General features: G+C 59.5%; 17 protein-coding genes and 1 tRNA gene. 11 read left to right on the plus strand and 7 right to left on the minus strand.

The genetic code is table 11. From position 1 onward, the window contains the following. Positions 1-155 precede the first annotated feature (155 nt). From NVV77_RS16805 to NVV77_RS16845, 9 genes are all read left to right on the plus strand, one after another. Positions 156-863 carry a GntR family transcriptional regulator gene (locus tag NVV77_RS16805; RefSeq protein ID WP_295415115.1) on the plus strand — a complete coding sequence of 236 codons (708 nt, stop codon included), beginning with the start codon at positions 156-158 and terminating at the stop codon, positions 861-863. Positions 864-1053: 190 nt separating this feature from the next. After that, entirely contained in the window at positions 1054-1830 is a 777-nt protein-coding gene (locus tag NVV77_RS16810) for an RraA family protein (protein ID WP_295415116.1), read from the plus strand. 87 nt (positions 1831-1917) lie between these two features. Next, positions 1918-3165 carry a sugar ABC transporter substrate-binding protein gene (locus NVV77_RS16815; RefSeq protein WP_295415117.1) on the plus strand — a complete coding sequence of 416 codons (1248 nt, stop codon included), beginning with the start codon at positions 1918-1920 and terminating at the stop codon, positions 3163-3165. Positions 3166-3260: 95 nt separating this feature from the next. Beyond that, positions 3261-4136: a carbohydrate ABC transporter permease gene (locus NVV77_RS16820; RefSeq protein WP_295415118.1), complete on the plus strand. Its 876-nt coding sequence runs from the start codon at positions 3261-3263 to the stop codon at positions 4134-4136. Between the two features lie 9 nt (positions 4137-4145). Then, entirely contained in the window at positions 4146-5078 is a 933-nt protein-coding gene (locus NVV77_RS16825) for a carbohydrate ABC transporter permease (protein ID WP_295415119.1), read from the plus strand. 6 nt (positions 5079-5084) lie between these two features. Then, a complete protein-coding gene (locus tag NVV77_RS16830; RefSeq protein ID WP_295415120.1) occupies positions 5085-5987 on the plus strand; it encodes an amidohydrolase in 903 nt (300 codons plus the stop codon). Beyond that, positions 5984-6880, plus strand: coding sequence for an NAD(P)-dependent oxidoreductase (locus NVV77_RS16835; RefSeq protein WP_295415121.1), 897 nt, complete (start codon positions 5984-5986; stop codon positions 6878-6880). The genes NVV77_RS16830 and NVV77_RS16835 overlap by 4 nt, the downstream gene beginning before the upstream one ends. 148 nt (positions 6881-7028) lie before the next feature. After that, positions 7029-8831 (plus strand): D-lactate dehydrogenase, encoded by a 1803-nt coding sequence (gene dld, locus NVV77_RS16840; RefSeq protein ID WP_295415122.1) that lies wholly within the window; start codon positions 7029-7031, stop codon positions 8829-8831. Beyond that, the gene (locus NVV77_RS16845; protein WP_295415123.1) at positions 8828-9379 is read left to right on the plus strand and encodes a gamma carbonic anhydrase family protein; all 552 of its coding nucleotides are present in this window, start codon (positions 8828-8830) and stop codon (positions 9377-9379) included. The genes dld and NVV77_RS16845 overlap by 4 nt, the downstream gene beginning before the upstream one ends. Before the next feature lie 361 nt (positions 9380-9740). On the opposite strand, the gene NVV77_RS16850 is transcribed toward NVV77_RS16845, so the two are convergent. Then, complete coding sequence (locus NVV77_RS16850; RefSeq protein WP_295415124.1) at positions 9741-12080, minus strand: hypothetical protein; 2340 nt, start codon at positions 12078-12080, stop codon at positions 9741-9743. 424 nt (positions 12081-12504) lie between these two features. After that, positions 12505-12581, minus strand: a tRNA-Arg gene (locus NVV77_RS16855). Positions 12582-12731: 150 nt separating this feature from the next. Between NVV77_RS16855 and NVV77_RS16860 the strand changes: the two genes are divergently transcribed. Continuing rightward, entirely contained in the window at positions 12732-13337 is a 606-nt protein-coding gene (locus NVV77_RS16860) for a DNA-3-methyladenine glycosylase I (RefSeq protein ID WP_295415125.1), read from the plus strand. Positions 13338-13379: 42 nt separating this feature from the next. Here the strand turns inward: NVV77_RS16860 and NVV77_RS16865 are convergent, their stop codons facing one another. The 3 genes from NVV77_RS16865 to NVV77_RS16875 all read right to left on the minus strand — a co-directional run bounded on the left by NVV77_RS16865 (position 13380) and on the right by NVV77_RS16875 (position 16343). After that, on the minus strand, positions 13380-14414 hold the full coding sequence (locus NVV77_RS16865; protein ID WP_295415126.1) for a TRAP transporter substrate-binding protein: 1035 nt from the start codon (positions 14412-14414) through the stop codon (positions 13380-13382). A 69-nt stretch (positions 14415-14483) separates the two neighbouring features. Beyond that, positions 14484-15809, minus strand: coding sequence for a TRAP transporter large permease (locus NVV77_RS16870; RefSeq protein ID WP_295415127.1), 1326 nt, complete (start codon positions 15807-15809; stop codon positions 14484-14486). Beyond that, on the minus strand, positions 15810-16343 hold the full coding sequence (locus NVV77_RS16875) for a TRAP transporter small permease (protein ID WP_295415128.1): 534 nt from the start codon (positions 16341-16343) through the stop codon (positions 15810-15812). A 350-nt stretch (positions 16344-16693) separates the two neighbouring features. Between NVV77_RS16875 and NVV77_RS16880 the strand changes: the two genes are divergently transcribed. Further along, on the plus strand, positions 16694-17170 hold the full coding sequence (locus tag NVV77_RS16880) for a MarR family winged helix-turn-helix transcriptional regulator (RefSeq protein ID WP_295415129.1): 477 nt from the start codon (positions 16694-16696) through the stop codon (positions 17168-17170). Between the two features lie 2 nt (positions 17171-17172). On the opposite strand, the gene NVV77_RS16885 is transcribed toward NVV77_RS16880, so the two are convergent. Next, positions 17173-17943, minus strand: coding sequence for a crotonase/enoyl-CoA hydratase family protein (locus NVV77_RS16885; RefSeq protein WP_367178642.1), 771 nt, complete (start codon positions 17941-17943; stop codon positions 17173-17175). A gap of 14 nt (positions 17944-17957) precedes the next feature. After that, positions 17958-18368 (minus strand): thioesterase family protein, encoded by a 411-nt coding sequence (locus NVV77_RS16890; protein WP_295415131.1) that lies wholly within the window; start codon positions 18366-18368, stop codon positions 17958-17960. Positions 18369-18374 lie beyond the last annotated feature (6 nt).

Raw genomic sequence — 18374 nt, forward strand, 5'->3', positions numbered from 1 at the left:
GACTCGTTTGAGATGGATCTGCATCAACGGCAAAGGGTGCCTGATGCCCAATCTTGTATGCAAGAATGCTTCAACGTCAATCCCCTCGCACAATGTTATGTGAAGATGTACGATCAGGTACCTATTGCATACAGGGGTGGAAAGGAAGTTGCTGAATGGACGACGAAGAAGTCATGGTGGACGCCGCGCCTGGCGCTGTGGAAAACATCCCCAGGAGGGGGAGGCTGCATACACAGGCGGCCCAGCAGCTGCGTACGATGATTCTGTCCGGCGAGCTCCCGCCCGGCACTCGACTGCGAGAAGTTCAGCTTTGCCAGCAGCTTGGCGTGTCGCGCACCCCCGTACGTGAGGCTTTCCGCACGCTCGCTGCCGAAGGAATGATCGATCTTCTGCCCAATCGAAGCGTTATCGTTGCTCGGCTGCGCTCGCCCGATATCGGTCATCTTTTCGAGGTCGTGGGCGCGCTTGAGGCACTGGCTGGCGAGCTGGCCGTGAAGCTCGTAACCTCCGAGCAAATCGGCGAAATCGCTGGTCTGCATAACAAAATGCTGGAGTCCTATGAGAAGCGGGAGCGAGCCGCCTATCTCGATCTCAACCACAGGATCCACCGCCGTATCGTCGAGATTTCAGCCAATCCGGTTCTCATCAGCACATGGCAGACCCTCATCCCGCGCGTCGAAAGAGCGCGTGCTATTGCCAATCTCAATCCCGATCGTTGGGTCGCTGCCGTTTATGAGCACTCCCGCATGCTTTCGGCGCTGGTGTCGCGGGATGGCGGTCTTCTGTCGCAGCTGACGCGCGAGCATTTCATGAATGGCCTCCGTCATATCCCCCAGGAGTCCGGGTCAGGGCAGGGCACTTGATTGCGCTTGGGAATGTATCAAAAGGCGAACATCTGAGGCGCTGAATGGCCTCAGCCGAACGGTACGGATTGGCCTAAAGTGGAATATTTCCGAGATTCCGTTTCACACCACCGTTGACACCAAACATTCTTGCATACAAGATCGGGACATGAGAGGCGGCTATCTGGGCCGTTTGCAAGGAGGAAGTCTAATGTCCGCAACAGCGGCTGAAGCCGGCAACACCATCGATCCGTTCGAAATCCGCAAATACTTCGAGCACCTGCGCGTTGCCGACGTTGCCGACGGCATGGACGGTATCGGCTATTTCAATGTCGGGCTTGTCAGCCAGGACATCCGCCCGATCTGGGTTGGCATGAAGTTCTGGGGCGTTGCCTATACGGTGCGCGCCGTGCCGGCCAACAAGCCGATGTGGAAGCTCGATACAACCGAAGACATCGTCAACGCCCATGGCGTTTGGTTCAATAAGATGGGCAATGCGGCCTCTCACATGGGCCGCGAAATCAAGCCGGGCCATGTTGTCGTCATGGACGCTGGCAGTGCCGACGATGTCGGCTTCTGGGGTTCTGAAAACAGCCTCGGCGTGGTTCAGGCCGGCGGCGTCGGCATCATCACCAATGGTGCCTGCCGCGACTCGGGCGAGATCATCGTCCAAAAGACCCCGCTCGCTTCCAAGACGCGCGCCCGCACGATTATCCCCGGCCGCATCGAAGCCGTGGAAACGCAGACCACGATCGGCATTGGCGGCGCTCAGGTGCGGCCAGGCGACATCGTTGGCCTCGACGATGACGGTATCATCGTGGTGCCGGTCGAAATTGCCCGCGAAGTGGCCCTGCATGCTTACCACGTGCTCCTGGCCGATATGCGCAAGCGCCGCGAAAAGTACGACGCCCTGGGCATGACGCACGACGCCTCGGTCGATGTCGAAGGCATCGAGAAGTATTACGCCGAGCTCGAAGCCTCGCGCTGATTTCAAACAGGAGCGCTCGCGATCCGCGGGCGCTCGAAAAAGAGCCGACATTATCGGCCGTAGCCATCGCAACAAATGAGGGAAATCATGACCAAGTCACGCCGACTACTGGCGTTGCTGGCTTCGACCAGCATGCTCGCCGTGCCCGCTTTTGCTCAGGAGGACGTTGTCACCATCCAGTTTTGGGAGGGACACTCTGTTCAGGAGGAACAAGCCACCATCAGGATGATCGAAGCCTTCGAAGCGTCGCACCCCAACATCAAGGTTGAGCGCATCAAGACCAGCTTCGGCACCAATTTCGAGCGGATCACCACCGCCGTCGCATCGAATTCCGCGCCCGACGTCAGCCCGATCTGGAGTGGCTTTCTGACCCAGTTTGCCGAACAGGGCCAGCTTGCCGATCTCACTCAATATGGCGTTTCCGCTGAAGAAACCGACATTTATCCGGGCGCCTTCGAATACGTGCTCTGGAACGATGGTGTTTATGGCCTGCCCTATGCCTACGATCCTCGTTTCCTCGTGATGAACGACCAGGCGTTTGCCGATGCGGGCATTACCGAGCCTCCCAAGACCTTCGACGAACTGATCACTCAAATCGAGCAGCTCACCGTCGGCACGCCAGGCAATATCGAGCGCTATGGTTTTGGCCTTGGTGGCGCTGACTCGCTGGCCTACTTCTTCATCAACCTGCTCTACGCCGAGGGCGGTCAGGTCTTTAACGAGGACGGCACCGAAGTCGTCTTCAATAATGAGGCAGGCGTCGCTGCGGGCGAAATCATCTCACGTCTTGCCGAACTGCCCGGTGCCGCGCTTAATGCCGGCGAAGGTCTGCGCCAGAACGTCCTACAGGGCCGCGTGGCAATGATTTATGACGGTCCTTGGGTGTTCTACGATGCCAGCAACGACCCTGAATCGCAGCCGATCTCCATTTCGCGCGTGCCGATGCCCAATGCCGACGATGTTCCGCTCAATTTCGGCAGCGTTGGCGCCTACGTCGTCTATGAGCAAAGCGACAACAAGGAAGCGGCAGCAGAATTCGTGAAGTTCCTGGCTTCGGCTGAGGCGCAGCAATATCGCGTCGCCATGCTCAAGCCGGGCGTTTCGCCGGGCGTCTTCGAAGCACCCGAAGCCATTGCCACCTTCGAGGAAAACCCGGGCCTTCGCACTGCCCAGGAACTGCTTGAGGAATCGCGCATCTTCCCGCGGCACAAGAACTGGCCCAGTGTGTTCCAGGCCATCATTCCTGCGGTGGAAGCCATCATCTCGGGTGAAGAGCCACAAACGGCGTTGGATAACGCCGCCAATCAGGTCAACCGCACCCTCCGTCGCGGTTGATCCCTCCCGGCCCGCCTCAGTTTATCTGGGGCGGGCTTGCAGATTGCCGCAAGCCAAGACCTACGGGATTGCCGTCATTGCCAAGGAGCAGGTCCATGACCATCAAACAGCAGCAGCTTCTGCTCGGCCTCTTCTTTTTGGGCATCCCACTTTTGTGGCTCTTGGTCTGGGTCATCGCCCCGATCTTTGTGGTGCTTTACCTCAGCTTCACAAGCTTCAATATCCTGTCGCCTCCCGAATGGGTGGGCTTTTGGAACTATGAAGACCTCTGGCACGACAACCTTTACTGGCGCGCCTTCGGCAACACGCTTTACTTCACGGCGTTTGCCATGCCGCTTGGCATCAGCCTCTCGATGCTGCTGGCTTTGCTGGTAAATACGCGCCTCCCGGGCGCCTGGCTTTTCCGCACCATCTATTATCTTCCGGTCGTGTCCCCGCTGATTGCCACCGCGCTGGTATGGGTGCTGTTTTACGAGGTCTCGAGTGGGCTCTTCAATTATCTGCTCAACTCGGTCGGCCTGTCTGCCCAGCCCTGGCTCAACAGCACCACGACCGCGATGCCGGCGATCATCATCATGAGCGTCTGGAAAAGCCTCGGCTTCAACATGGTGATTATTCTGGCCGCACTGCAGGCCATTCCCAAGGAGCTCAACGAGGCCGCTTCCCTCGATGGCGCCGGTCGCGTCAGGCAGTTCTTCGCCATCACGCTGCCCCTGCTGCGCCCCGCCATGACCTATGTCCTGATCACCACCCTTATCGGTTCGTTCCAGGTGTTCTCGCAGGTCTATGTCATGACCGAAGGGGGGCCGAACAACTCAACGGTCACCCTCGTGCACCTCATTTACCGCACCGCCTTTCAGAACCTTGATTTCGGTTATGCGTCCGCCATGGCCATGGTCCTGTTCATCATCTTGGTCATCGCGTCCTTCATCAATCTGCGCCTCGTCAGCCGCGGCAACCTTTACGAATAGGAGAGCGCAATGGCCATCGAGTCCCTTCCCCTTCCCGCCGTTGCTGCCGCCAAGCCCGCCGCCGGGCGCAGCCGCCGCAAGCTTTTGCGGGCAGTCCTCACCTTTTATCTGCCGGCCACCATCATCGCCGTCCTGATGCTGTTTCCCCTGTTCTGGATGGTCTCGGTTTCGCTGCGCACCAATTCGCAGATTTTCACCTATCCCCCGGCCATTGTCGTGTGGCCGCCGCGCTGGGAGAACTACGTCGACATTTGGAATGACCCGCGCATGCAGATGGGTCTCCAGACCTGGAACACTCTGATCTACGCTACCGTGCGCACCTTCTTGCAGCTGATATTCTCGGCCATGGCTGCCTTTATCCTGGCGCGGTTTCACTTTCCGGGCCGCAACCTCGTCTTCTATCTGGTCCTCGCGACCGTGATGATCCCGGACGAAGTGATGATGGTGCCGCTCTTCCTCATGGTGAAGTCCGTCCCCCTGGCGGGTGGCAACGATCTGTTCGGCGCTGGCGGCACAGGGTGGCTCGATACCTTCTATGGTCTCATTCTTCCCGGCGTCATCAGCGGCTATTCGATCTTTTTCCTTCGTCAGTTTTTCCTGACGCTGCCCAAGGAACTGGAGGAAGCCGCACGCATCGATGGCTGTTCCGAACTCGGAATCTTCTGGCGCGTGGCATTGCCCATGTGCACGCCAGCCCTGATTGCGCTCGGCATCTTTTCCTTTCAGGCCGCCTGGTCGGACTTTACCTGGCCCCTGATCATCTCCGGCTCGCCCGGCACACGCACCATTCAGCTCGGCTTGGGCTTGATGGCAACGACGGATGGAACCGACTGGTCCATGCTGCTCACCGGCGCGGTGCTTTCCACTTTGCCCCTTATCGCTCTCTTTGTTCTCCTTCAGCGTTTCATCGTGACCGGCGTCAACTTCGGCGTCGGCAAGTAGGCCCCAATGCAGATCATCGACGCCCATCACCATTTCTGGAATATCGAACAGAACTATCTTCCATGGCTGCGCGACGAACCGCCGATCCCGTTCCGTTACGGTGACTATTCCTCTCTCAAGCGAAACTACCTGATCGAGGATTACCGACGGGATGCAGGGCGCTTCGATGTGATCGGCTCGGTCTATATCGAAACCGAATGGGATCCCGCCGATCCGGTGGGAGAAACAAGATGGGTGAAAGAAATCCGGCCACAGGGCCTGCCCAGCGTCATGGTGGCGCAAGCCTGGCTTGATCGCGACGATGCAGAGGCTGTCCTGCACGCCCATGGGCAGACCCCGTTCGTGCGCGGTATTCGCCATAAGCCGCGTGCCGCCAGGAGCCCCGATCTCGTAGAGCCGGATTTGCCCGGCTCCATGGGTGACTCCGCGTTCCGCAAGGGCTTTGCGCTGCTCAAGCCCAACGGGTTATCGTTCGATCTGCAGACACCTTGGTGGCATTTCGAGGAAGCTCGGGCACTCGCCGATGCCTTTGGCGATACCCAGATCATCGTCAACCACACCGGCCTGCCATCCGATCGCAGCGCCTCCGGCCTGGCAGGGTGGCGCAAGGCGCTCAAGCTTCTGGCAGGCGCACCCAATGTTGCTATCAAAATCTCAGGCATCGGCCTTGTCGGCCGGCCCTGGACGGTAGCGGACAATCAGCCCATCGTGCTCGACGCCATCGAAATCTTCGGTACCGACAGGGCGATGTTTGCGAGCAACTTTCCGGTGGATGGCCTTGTTGCAAGTTTTGAAACCATTTTCGATGGTTTTGCCCAGATCACGGCCCAGTTCGCCGATGCCGACCGCGCTCTGCTTTTCCGCGAAAATGCTCGTCGCATCTATCGCCTTGAGGGGAAAACGGTTTGACCGCGCCAAAACCGCGTCTTGGTTTTATCGGCCTTGGCATCATGGGCGCGCCCATGGTTCTGCGCCTGCTGGACCAGGGATATGAGGTTTTCTGCTGGAACAAGGAGCCGGAAAAGTCGTCCGAAGTGGTGCCGGCCGGCGCCAAGTGGCTTGATGGCCCGCACCGGGTCCGCGAAGCCTCCGACATCGTCATCCTTTGCATTCTGGATGGCAAAGCCGTTTCCTCGGTCTGCTTCGGCGAAAACGGAATGGCGCGAGCGCTGGGTGGTGCGTCGCTGCTGATCGATTGCTCGACCATCAATCCCGACGAAACCCAGGATTTTGCCGCTAGGCTTCAAGCCGAAGCCGGCATGGCATGGGTCGACGCCCCGATTTCGGGCGGACCCAAGCTGGCTCGGGACGGCAAGCTTATCATCCTGGCGGGCGGCGACAAAGCAAAGGTGGACCAGGCTCGGCCGGTTCTGGAAGACCTGTCCGCCAATCTGACGCACTTTGGCGCCCTGGGAGCAGGTCAAACGGCAAAGATCATCAATCAGACCATTGTCGGGGTGAACTATGTGCTGATGGCCGAAACCTTGGTGATGGCTGAAAAGGCCGGGATCGACCCAGCCTTACTGCCCGGTGCCTTCGCCGGAGGCGCATCCGACTCACGCAGCCTGCAGTCGATTTTCCTTCAGATGCACCATGCAGATTTTGACAAGCCCAATGCCTATGCGCGACAACTCGATAAGGACCTGCGCAATGTCAGAGAGTTTGCAGAAGCACTCGATCTCGATCTGCCCTTGCTGCGCGCCGCTGTCGAACGCTACGCCCAGTTTGTCGACGAGGGCAATGGCATGAAAGACAGCGCCTTCATCAGCCGCTTTTATCAGGCGCGAATGACCGGGAAATAACGCGCTCATTTGGCGGCGATGCGCGCGGCGCAGTGTTAACATGCCGCAATTTGCCTGCACCTGATTGTGCGCTTATGGAAGTCGCAAGCCGAGTTTAATCGTACTTCGGAAGGTGCCCAACGGCGCCTGCCGGCACAGGCCGAGGATCATGCAGCCGCTCCTTTCCAAATTCCAGCAATTCGTCGGACATCGGCATGTCCTGGTCGGTGACCGGCAAACACGTCGCTTCCGCAAGGGTTATCGCTTCGGCGACGGGAAAGTGCTCGCCGTGGTTCGACCCGGCACTTTGCTCGAGCAATGGCGGGTGCTGCAGGCCTGCGTCGAAGCTGACGTTATTGTCATCTGCCAGGCAGCCAACACCGGTCTGACTGGAGGCTCGACGCCCGATGGCAATGACTATGATCGGCCCATCGTGATCATCAATACGCTGCGCCTTGATCGCATCGACCTGCTCAGCGAGGGCCGTCAAGTGCTGTGCTTGCCCGGCGCAACCCTCGACAAACTGGAAAAGCGCCTGCGCCCGCTCGGCCGTGAACCCCATTCGGTCATCGGGTCCTCCTGCATCGGCGCTTCCGTTATCGGCGGCGTCTGCAACAATTCGGGCGGTTCGCTGATCCGTCGCGGCCCCGCCTATACCCAGCTTGCCCTCTTCGCGCAGGTCGATGCTCAGGGCATTTTGCATCTCGTCAACCACCTCGGCGTCGAGCTGGGCGCCGTTCCGGAAACCATCCTCGCCCGCCTGGACAAGGGAGACTACACGGCCGCCGATGTGCGCGAGGAGGGCAACCAGTGGGCCTCCGATCGCGGCTACCATGACCATGTCCGCGAAGTCGATGCGCCGACGCCCGCGCGCTTCAACGCCGATCCGCGCCGACATTACGAAGCCTCTGGCTCCGCCGGCAAAGTGGCCGTCTTTGCCCTGCGCCTCGATACCTTCGAGGCCGATCTGGATATCGCCGTGTTCTATATAGGCAGCAACGATCCATCCGATCTGGCCATGGTGCGTCGCGATATCCTTTCGGGCTTCACCAATATGCCCATCGCGGGCGAATACATGCACCGCGGCGCCTATGACCTGTCACAGCGCTACGGTAAGGACCTGTTCCTGTTCGTCAAACACCTGGGCACCGATAATGTGCCCAAGGCCTATGCGGTCAAAAGCTGGTTCGATGGTCTGACCGAAAAGCTCGGCATGGGCGGCCACGTCACCGACCGCCTGCTGCAGGCCGTGGTCGGCGTCCTGCCTGAACACTTGCCGGCCCGCCTCAACGATTATCGCGACCGCTACGAGCACCACCTGATGCTGCGCATGGGCGGCGAAGGCATCGCCGAAGCCCGCGCTTACCTCGCCCGACATTTCCCGACACAGGCCGGCGCCTACTTTGAATGCACGGAAGAGGAAGGCAAGTGTGCCTATCTCAACCGCTTCGCCATCGGCGGCTCGGTGGTCCGCTTCCGCGACGTTCATCCCGACGAAGTGGAGGATATCGTCGCCCTCGATATCGCCCTGCCGCGCAATACCGTCGACTGGTTCGAAACCCTTCCCGCCGAACTCGAGCAGCATTTCGTCCGTAAGATGTATTGCGGACATTTCTTCTGCCATGTCCTGCATCAGGAATATCTGGTGCGGCGCGGCGGCGATCTCCACGCCATCGAGGCGGCGATGCTCAAGCTCCTCGATGCCCGCGGCGCCGAATATCCGGCCGAGCACAATGTCGGTCATCTATACGATGCCAAGCCCGCGCTACGGGACCATTATCGCCAGCTTGATCCAACCAATAGTTTCAATCCCGGCATTGGCAAAACCCCCGCAAGAAACACTGGGCGGCGTGACATAGAAACCAGCCGCTCTCCCGCCCAGATCGACGCGTACGGCACGGCCGGTCCACGCCTCTCAACAGCCAACAAAGGCGTCGCCCTTCGCTTTCAGAAACCTCGGGACAACAGATGAACAGTTTCTCCCTCGACGGCGTAGCACCCCTGATCGACCCAGATGCCGCCTGGATCGCCCCGACCGCTGTCCTTGTGGGCCGGATCATCATTCATGCAGATGCCAGCGTTTGGTTCGGCGTGGTAGCGCGCGGCGACAATGAGCCGATCACCATCGGCGCGCGCAGCAACGTGCAGGAAAACTCAGTCCTGCACACCGACATGGGCTATCCCCTCACCATCGGGACCGGATGCACCATCGGCCACCGCGCCTTGCTCCATGGCTGCACCATCGGAAACAACACTTTGATCGGCATGGGCGCGACCGTTCTGAACGGCGCCCGCATTGGCGAAAATTGCCTTATTGGAGCTGGCGCCTTGATCACCGAGAATAAGGAAATTTCCGCCGGCTCGCTTGTCGTAGGCGCGCCGGGCAAGGTCGTGCGCATGCTCGATGCCGAAGCGATCAAAGGCTTGCAAAGATCAGCTGAAGGTTATGTCCTCAACGCACGCCGCTTCGCTGCAGGATTTTCCGCGTCGCCCGCTAGCGGCAAGTTTGATCCGACATGAGATCATCTAAGCACGTGTGAAGCTGGTGTCGCTGCGCCACTTCTGAGCGCCATCGTCATCATCGACACAACCGGGAGCATGTATCACGCTGTTGCCGGTGTAGTTGAGCAAACAAGGCCCCCCAATTATCGTACCTGAAGTCCGTAACCAAAGAACGGCTCAGTCAGCCAAAGGAGGCGATCAATTTCCGCTCTTGTGGTGTTGCCGCTTACAATTGAACGTCCGTAATGGGGCGAGTTACAGCGGCGTTGGCGGGACGGCGATTGGCAGCTTTCGGAAACCTTAAAAACCGTCTCGTAAAGGCTGCAATGGGGTCGGCACCCGCCACTTGGTTAGGTCGCCACGCCGCGGTGGGCCTGAACTAGAGATTCAAGCCTGCGTGAAACGCTGGGCTCAATACGTAGCTCAGATTGCCCTTCGCCTTGGCAGCGAGGACCTTTAGGAGCTTCATGTCGTAATTTACGTCAAAAATGAATTTGGCGCTTTCGTTCGCGGCTTGGACACCCATGAAGCCATAGTAGAGAAGAAATTCAATCACGCTCTCAAGCTGGTCCGGTTCGACACCTGCGCCGCTACACAGCTCCTCTAGTTTCGCTTTCGTGAAAACCTCGCCTTCCCCGATGAAATGGTACAGGAGATTGGTGTCTTCGCCCAAGATGTCCGTCAGCTCCTGGTCAGCTTCGGTAATGAGGTCGAGTGAATAGCTGCGCAATCCCTTGCGCAGATCGTCCTCGTCGATTTTCTCGTGCTCCGGCCCCACGGCAAAGCCCCGACAGTGCGCGACAAGCTTGATGAGATTACGCGGACGCATGAGTGACCGCTCGATCAGGTAGGTTGACGTTTCTTCGCCCTTGTAGTGGCTGATGCAAATGCTGCCCCAGACCTTTTCAAAGGCGGTGGCAGGTGGCAGGACCCCGTGCACTAGCCGTCGCCTGAGCATCTCGCGCAAGAGGTCGGGGTCCTGCCAGTCGAGGACTGCCCGACTTTCCTTGCCATAGTCAGCCGAAGCTTCGACCAATAGTTGGTACACATCGTTGCGCACGAAAACGACGCAATGAAAATCATGGTCATCTGCCTGCATCTGCCGCTGAACCTTGCGGGCGGCATCAATCAGGCAGCGCAAGATGGTGACGTCTTCGTCACTCAGGCCATGTGCGGACCAGCCTTTGTCAAGATTGTCAAAGAGCACCCAAACGCTGTCCTTGAATTCAAGGTAGTGGGAAAGCGCCTCCCGAACTTCGCGGATATTGTGCTTGTGGACGAGTTCTGTGACCTGCGCGGAAGTGAGTCTCTGCTCTTTGGCATTACCGAAACGCGTCTTGAAGGCATCGACCAGCGAGCGGGAGATACTGAGCAAGCGTTCGGAGAAATCGCCCTCTCCCGCATCTCCCGACTGATAGACCTCCTGAAGGCGTAAATAGGGGTCGTACAGGCGGTTATCGCGCATGTACTTGCTTTTGTCTTTTTCCAGCAGCTTGTAACAAATTTCGAGATACAGCACGTACTCGAACAAGGCTGTAATCAAATGGGTACGTGCACCTTCGGCTAGATAGTCGAGCACGTCTTCCTTGAGGCGGATGAGCTGGTAACCCTCGGGCTTCAAATCCACGACGATATTGCGCACATTCGAGCGCTTCTCATTCCGCAACTGAGAGAATAAAGCGGTCTTCCCGGCGCCTTTTCGGCCCACTACAAGATTAACTTCGCCACGAGACGCTCGGCCGTACTGGTCCGTTCGGAGGTAATACTCGCCGAGGGTTTGAAACTCGTTCTCGGCAATCGCGTCTCCGATGGAGAGCTCTGCCAGGAAGTTACCCCTCTCCAAAGGAAGAGGGTCGTCGGCTTGGAGGCGCTCTGTGACATCGAGGGCAAAGTCGGCGATAAGATCGGCAATGTCATCCGGCTGGGAAAAGGTCTTCACCATATCTCGGACATCGAGAGGCGCCGGCCCGTCCGGCGGCTGAAGAATGAGGGTGATTTTACCAAGTCCGAAGGCCATGCCGGCGACAAAAGCCGCGCGGATATTATGAACATCCGCATCGGCAAAATGGCTCGGAACGAGAGGCACAATTGCCCCTAGGCATGCAGAAAGGTCGTCCACTGCATTGATGGCGGAGAGCCGAGATTCTTCTTGTGGAATAAAGCTCTTAAAGCCGAGGCGTGCCTTCTTGACGCGTCCGGCAATCGCGAGCATTGCGGCGTTGGAGGTGGGCGTGTTGAGAATGTACACCGGCGCTTTGGTGTTGATGGTCTGGCGCAGCGGGAGCGGCTTTTCCGGTGACTTACCCTTGAGGAGTTCGGCTAGGCTTGCCCCCTCAGAATAAGACTCGAACCCCAGTGTGTCGAAAATACCGATGCGGGTTATGAGCCCCGACTCCCGCATGATGTTGCGGTCGCGAACTAGGTGGACGCGCTTGCCTAGCCCGACGGCAAAGCCGATTTCAAAAGTGACGTTGAAATTCATCACCGTGATGTCGGCAAACAGCATGTCGGCGGCGGCGATGTTTTCGAAGATTGGGTCAGTCAACGGCCGACCTGATATGTCGTTCTCTTCCCAGAGTTTCAGCTCAAGTTCTTGGCGCGATTTCGCAAGCAAAACTTGGGCGTTATGCACGGCCTGCACTGCGTCCCGCTCGCTTGCAGCGTATGCAAAAAACGCTTTCACCATACCATCCCCCATCTGCACCGGCAGCGGCGTCATAATCCTGTGCTCTGCGCGGCGATGCAATGTTGGTTGGGATGCCGTAAGTGATTTTCCAGAGCGTTGGCAGCAATTCATGAATTGGTCGCCAAAAGCTGACGGTCCGCTACCGGCCCCAAACGAGCCATCGGCGTGCCTGCAGGCCTAATGGCGGCTTTCCGCCATGCGACCCACCAGTAGCGGACAGACTGCTCACGGCCCCAAAACTGCCAGTCGTGGAGCACTGCCCTCGTGGGCAGCGGTCACGCATCTACGATCTTTGCGGGCGCATGGTTTGCGAGCGGAATCAGGGGGTGGCGACTTTTTCCATCAGGATCAGTGCCTCGATTTTGGCAAAGTACCGACGCCTGGCGCTTACGCGGAGCTTGCCACGAACGCACCGCTCGCCACCATGGCCTCTAAGTAACTGAAATATCGAAACTTTTGGCGCACCCGGCGAGATTCGAACTCACGACCTCTGCCTTCGGAGGGCAGCGCTCTATCCAGCTGAGCTACGGGTGCATGCCGGATTCGGGCAGGGCCCGGGGAGTGGGCGCAAACTAGTCGAAGCTTGCCTTCCGTGCAACGGGGGAAATCCAGGAGCTTGATAAGTCCTGACAGGAACTGGCATCAGGCTGTGGGAGAGCAGGATTTCGCCTTGGAGGATTGCCGATGACCACTGTTCCCGGTCCCGATGGATTGCCCCGTTGCCGCTGGTGTTCCGGCGCGCCGGAATTCCTGCCCTATCACGATCGCGAATGGGGTTTTCCTGTCAGTGACGACACGCGCCTTTTTGAAAAGCTCTGCCTCGAAGGCTTTCAGTCGGGTCTGAGCTGGCGGACCATCCTCAACAAGCGCGAAGCGTTCCGGGCCGGGTTTGCAGGCTTCGATATCGACAAGGTCGCAGCCTTCACCGAGATCGATATCGATCGCCTTCTTGCCGACAAGGGCATCGTGCGCCATCGCGGCAAGATCGAAGCCGCTATCAACAATGCCCGGCGCGCCCAGGAACTGATCAAGGAGGCCGGCTCGCTTGCCGCTTATGTCTGGCGCTATGAGGCGCCCGCGGACGAAACGCCGCCACAGAGCATGACCACCAACCCCGCCGCCATCGCCCTTTCGAAGGACCTCAAGAAACGGGGCTGGAAATTCGTCGGACCGACAACAGTCTTTGCCTTCATGCAGGCCATGGGCCTCGTCAATGACCACGCCATCGGCTGTATCAGCCGTGAAAAGGCAGCAGCCGACCGAAAGCTCTTCATCGTTCCTGGTCGATAAAGGCGGAAAGGCCCTGTCGCGAGGCGACAGGGCCAGTTGCAGCTAGACGCCTTCGGCTTCGATGGCCGCTTTCGCGGCGTCGTAGAGCGCCTTGCCGTCTGTGCCAGCGGCCTGCATGTCGGCAAACCACTGGTCGATGGTGGGCTGAGCGGCCTCTTTCCAACGGGCCGTTTCCGCTTCATCGAGCTGGATGATGTTATTGCCCGCATCGGTCGCGATCTTGAGGCCAACGGCATCACCCTCGTCCATCACGCGGCCGAACTCACGAGCCGTCTCGATGCCGGAATTGGCATCGATAAGCGCCTTGAGATCGTCCGGCAGCCCGTTGTAGCGGTCGAGATTCATGGTGAAGGCGAAGGTCTGGGTATAGAGCCCATGACTACCCGAGAATCCGGTATGGTTCTTGACCAGCTCCGCGACCTTGAGCGATGGCGTTACTTCCCAGGGAATGGTCGTGCCATTGATCACGCCGGTCGAGAGCGCCTCCGGCACCTGCGGCACCGGCATGCCGATGGGCTCGGCCCCGAGACGGGCCAGCATGTCGCTGATGATGCGCGAGCCACCGCGGATCTTCATGCCCTTGAGATCTTCCAGTTTTGTGACAGGGTCCTTGGTGTGGAAAAGACCCGGGCCATGGCCGTGGACGCAGATCAGCTTGACGCCGTCGAACTCGTTGAGAGCGTTGGCTTCCACATAGTTCTGGAAGGCGACCGAGGTCGGTTCGGCCTTGGTTACCATGAAGGGCAGTTCGAAGACTTCGGACTTGGGGAAGCGTCCGGGCGTATAGCCGAGCACGGTCCAGATCAGATCGACCACGCCATCCTTGGCCTGGTCAAAGAGATCGCCAGGCGCGCCGCCGAGTTGCATGGCGGGATAAAGCTCGAACTTGAGCCGCCCACCTGAAGCCTCCTCGACGCGTTTGACCCAGGGCTCGATGGCCTTGGCGGGGATCGTTGCCTGCGCGGGCAGCATCTGGTGCACGCGCAGCGTGGTCACGTCTTGGGCCCGCACGATGGCGGGCGAGGCAAGAACAGCAGTTCCCGCTGCCGCCCCGATCAGAAATTCACGTCTCTTCATAGTTCCTCCCTCCTATGGATCGGTGTTCTGTTCCGGGCCGAGCGGCCCGGATTTACTGCCCCGGCATGGTCAATAGAGCCATCGCACGAGGAAGAGCGAAATGGTGGGGAACGCCACCAGGATCACGGTGCGCACGAGGTCCGAGACCAGAAATGGCGTAACGCCAAGGAAAGTCTGGCCAATGGACGTGCCTTTGCTCATCGAGTTGATGACGAAGAGATTCATCCCTACCGGCGGACTGATGAGCCCCACCTCCACCACGACAAGCGTGAGAATGCCGAACCAGATGGAAAACTCTTCGTGGCTGAGGCCGAAATCGAGCGCCAGGGTCACCGGATAGACGATCGGAATGGTGAGCAGGATCATGGACAGGGAATCCATCGGGCCGCCGAGGATCAGGTACATGATCAGGATCAGCGTCAGCACCAGCCAGGGATTGAATCCCTGTTCGGTGACGAAGGCGGCGGCGGCCTGCGGCAGCTGGCTCAGCGCCAGGAAATTGTTGAGCGCCGCAGCGCCGAGAATGATCATGAAGATCATGCCCGTGCCGGTCGCCATCTGCACCATGGCGGTGCGGAAGGCCGGCCAGGTGAGCGTCCGGTTGAAAATGGCGATGAGGCCCGTACCCACCGCACCAACGGCCGCCGCCTCGGTGGGGGTAAAAATGCCGGTATAGATGCCGCCGATGACGAGGATAAAGATGAGCGGGGCCGGCCAGATGCGGCCCAGTTGCCGGAAGCGGTCGGCATAGGGCATGCGCGGATAGGGCGTACCGGCGCTTTCCGGCTTCAGCCGCGCCACGATGGCGATAGTGACGCAATAGCCGATGGCGGCGAGCAGCCCCGGCACGATGGCCGCCAGGAACAGCTTGGCGATATTCTGCTCGGTCAGGATGGCATAGATCACGAGAATCCAGGACGGCGGCACCAGAATGCCGATCGTGCCGCCAGCCGCCAGCGTGCCGGTCGCCAGCGCTCCGGAATAGCCATGCCGCTTCAATTCAGGCAGGGCGATCTGCCCCATGGTGGCAGCGGTCGCCAGCGACGAGCCGCAGATCGAACCGAAGGCCGTGCAGGCACCGATAGAAGCCATGGCCACCCCGCCCTTGCGATGGCCGAGCCAAGCTGTGGCGGCGTCAAACAGCGAGCGCGACACCCCACTCATGGCCGCAAACTGCCCCATGAGCAGGAAAAGCGGCACGACGGCAAAGGAATAGCTCGAAAAGGTGGAATAGGTCAGCGACTTGAAGAGCGCAAAACTCGGGTTCCAGCTTTTGGTAATGAGATAATTGCCCACAACGCCAACCACCAGCATGGCAAGCCCGATCGGCATGCGCAGGAAGATCAGCAGCAAGAGCACCGGGAACGACCAGAGGCCCAGTTCGATATTGCTCATTCAGAAGATTCCCGGTTCGGGCTTGTGGGGCGTTCGCGAAAGAGCGTTTGCCGTGGATCGGACCACGCAATAAAGGCTCACCAAGAGCATGCTGACGGCGCCAAGCATGGCCGCCGCATAGGCCATCCAGATGGGGATATGCAGGATGATGCTCATCTCGCGATTGCCCACCTTGTCCATCATGCCGACGCCGAAACGCCAGACGATGAAGCCGGTGGCGGCGAGCATCACGAGATCCATGACCACCTCAATGACGGCCGCGACGCGCGGCGAAAAATAGTCGGTGATGAGCGACACATCGGCATGGCCGCGCAGATACTGCGTCAGTGGCAAAGAGCAGAAAATGGCAAAGAGCACGCCGAACTGCACGATCTCCGTGTCCCCCAGGATCGGTCTGAGACCAAAGGGGATCAGCGCCCGCCCGATAACGCTGATCAGCGTGACGATGGTAACAACGACAAGCGCTACGCCGCCGGCAATGGCGACGCCCGTCGCAAGGCCGAAAACGGCACGCCCAAGAGGCGTATTATCCATGACGCGCTCCCTGCAAGAGACGCGCGAACGCTACCGAGCGCCCCGCAGGACAACCCCTATTCGAGTGGCTTTGCATGGCTCCTCCTGCCCTGCGCCGAACCAAGTAAACGACTGCCTCCGACTGTTGTAAAATGAGATGTTCGCGCCGTTCGATAATCTGGCGATTATCCCATCGGCCAAAAACCTCGGAAAAGGCGTCGTTTCATAACTTAGAAAATATAGAAAGGCGGCCGCCGCGGTCCGTCGCGTCAGTGCCAGTCCCCAAAGCCATTCCTCCAATGGCAATGTTATCCTATATAACTAAATACCCAGCAGCAAGCGAGCTTGCCGCCACGAGCCAGAGAGTGTCGATGACCCAAGACAGTGCCACAGGTGCCCCCTCTTCTGCCCATGAGCCCGGCGATGCACTGCAGACCGGCGGCACGACTGGCATAATCGGCTACCGCCTGCGGCGCGCGCAGCTCAGCGTCTTCCAGAAATTCCTGTCGATCTTCGACGGTCTCAAGCTGCGTCCGGCAGACTATTCGGTGCTCGTGCTGATCGCCGACAATCCCGGACGCAAGCAGACGGAAATCGCCGAAGTGCTTGATATCAAGCGCGCCAATTTCGTCACGCTCGTGCACGGGCTCGAAGAGCGGGGCCTGGTCGAACGCATTCCCTCTTCTGCAGACAAGCGCGCCAACGCCCTGCATCTCACAGAAGAGGGCGAAACCTTTCTCGCCCATGCGCGCCAGGTGCATGAAGCCATGGAACAGGAGCTGATCGACCGGCTCGGCGGCGAGGGCGAACGCGCGCAATTGCTGGCCTTGCTCGATCGCCTGACCTGATCTCACCGAAAGACCGGCGGGCGCTTTTCGAGAAAGGCACGCAGGCCCTCCTCCGCATCCGGTCCGGTCTGGCTCAGCGCCGCCGTCAGGCTTTCGGCATAGAGTCCCGCCTCGGGTGGCATGCTGCCGATCTGGGCAATGGCCTGGATGATGAAGGCATTGACGGTCGGGGAATTCCTGGCAATGCGCTCGGCCAGCTCAAAAGCCTTTTCCAGCGCCTGCCCCTCGGGCACGACGTGATGCGCTAGCCCCAGGCGTTCGCCTTCGGCCCCGGAATAGGTTCGCCCGGTGAGCATCATTTCGGTCAACCGGTCCGGCCCGATCAACCGGGAAATCCGCACGGAGCCACCGCCACCGACGAAAATGCCCCGCAACCCCTCGGGCATCTGAAACCGCACGCTTTCTTCGGCGACGCGCACATGGCAGGCGGCACCGAATTCGAGCCCACCCCCCATCACCGCCCCACTCATGGCGGTAACGACCGGAACCGGCGAATGGGCGATCTGCGCCATGACCCGATGCCAGTTGCGCGAATGCGCCATCACCTCCAACGGCTGGCGCGACACATGCTGCGACAGGTCGAGACCCGATGAGAAGTGCCCGCCCGCCCCTGATACGACGATGGCCCTGACCGTGTCCGGCACCGCAGAAAAATAGGCGTCGAGCGCAGAGACGAGATCGTCGCTGAGCGCATTGCGCTTTTCGGGCCGATTGAGCGTCAGATGCGCAATGGCGCCCCTGGTCTCCACCAACAATACATCGCCTGCGGCCATCATGATTTCCTTCCTCACGCGCTCAGCAGCTGCCGCACATCATCGGGCAGCGGCGCCGACCGGATCGTCTCGCCGTCGCGAACCACCCAGACGCGCTTTTCATGCGCTTCTATCGCCAGGTCGCCACCCTTGAGGAGCCTGTGCTGCACCGAAAAGCTGGAACGGCCCAACTCGGTGATTTCCGACTGGATATCCACACTGTCGCCAAACGTGCTCGGCTTGAGAAACCGCGCGCCCGTATCGACCATGGGGATGCCGGCAATGCCGTAATGCGCCAGCCAATTGCGCTTGTTCCGCCCAAAGGCGGAGGTCAGCATGGCCGCCGTCGCGTTGTCGAAGAAGCGGAAATAGTTGGGATAGTAGACAATGCCTGCCGGGTCGCAGTCGCCGAACTGGATGGTGAGCTTCATATGATGGGAGAACATGGTTCC

It is taken from the genome of Devosia sp. (assembly GCF_024707125.1).
Lineage (GTDB): Bacteria > Pseudomonadota > Alphaproteobacteria > Rhizobiales > Devosiaceae > Devosia.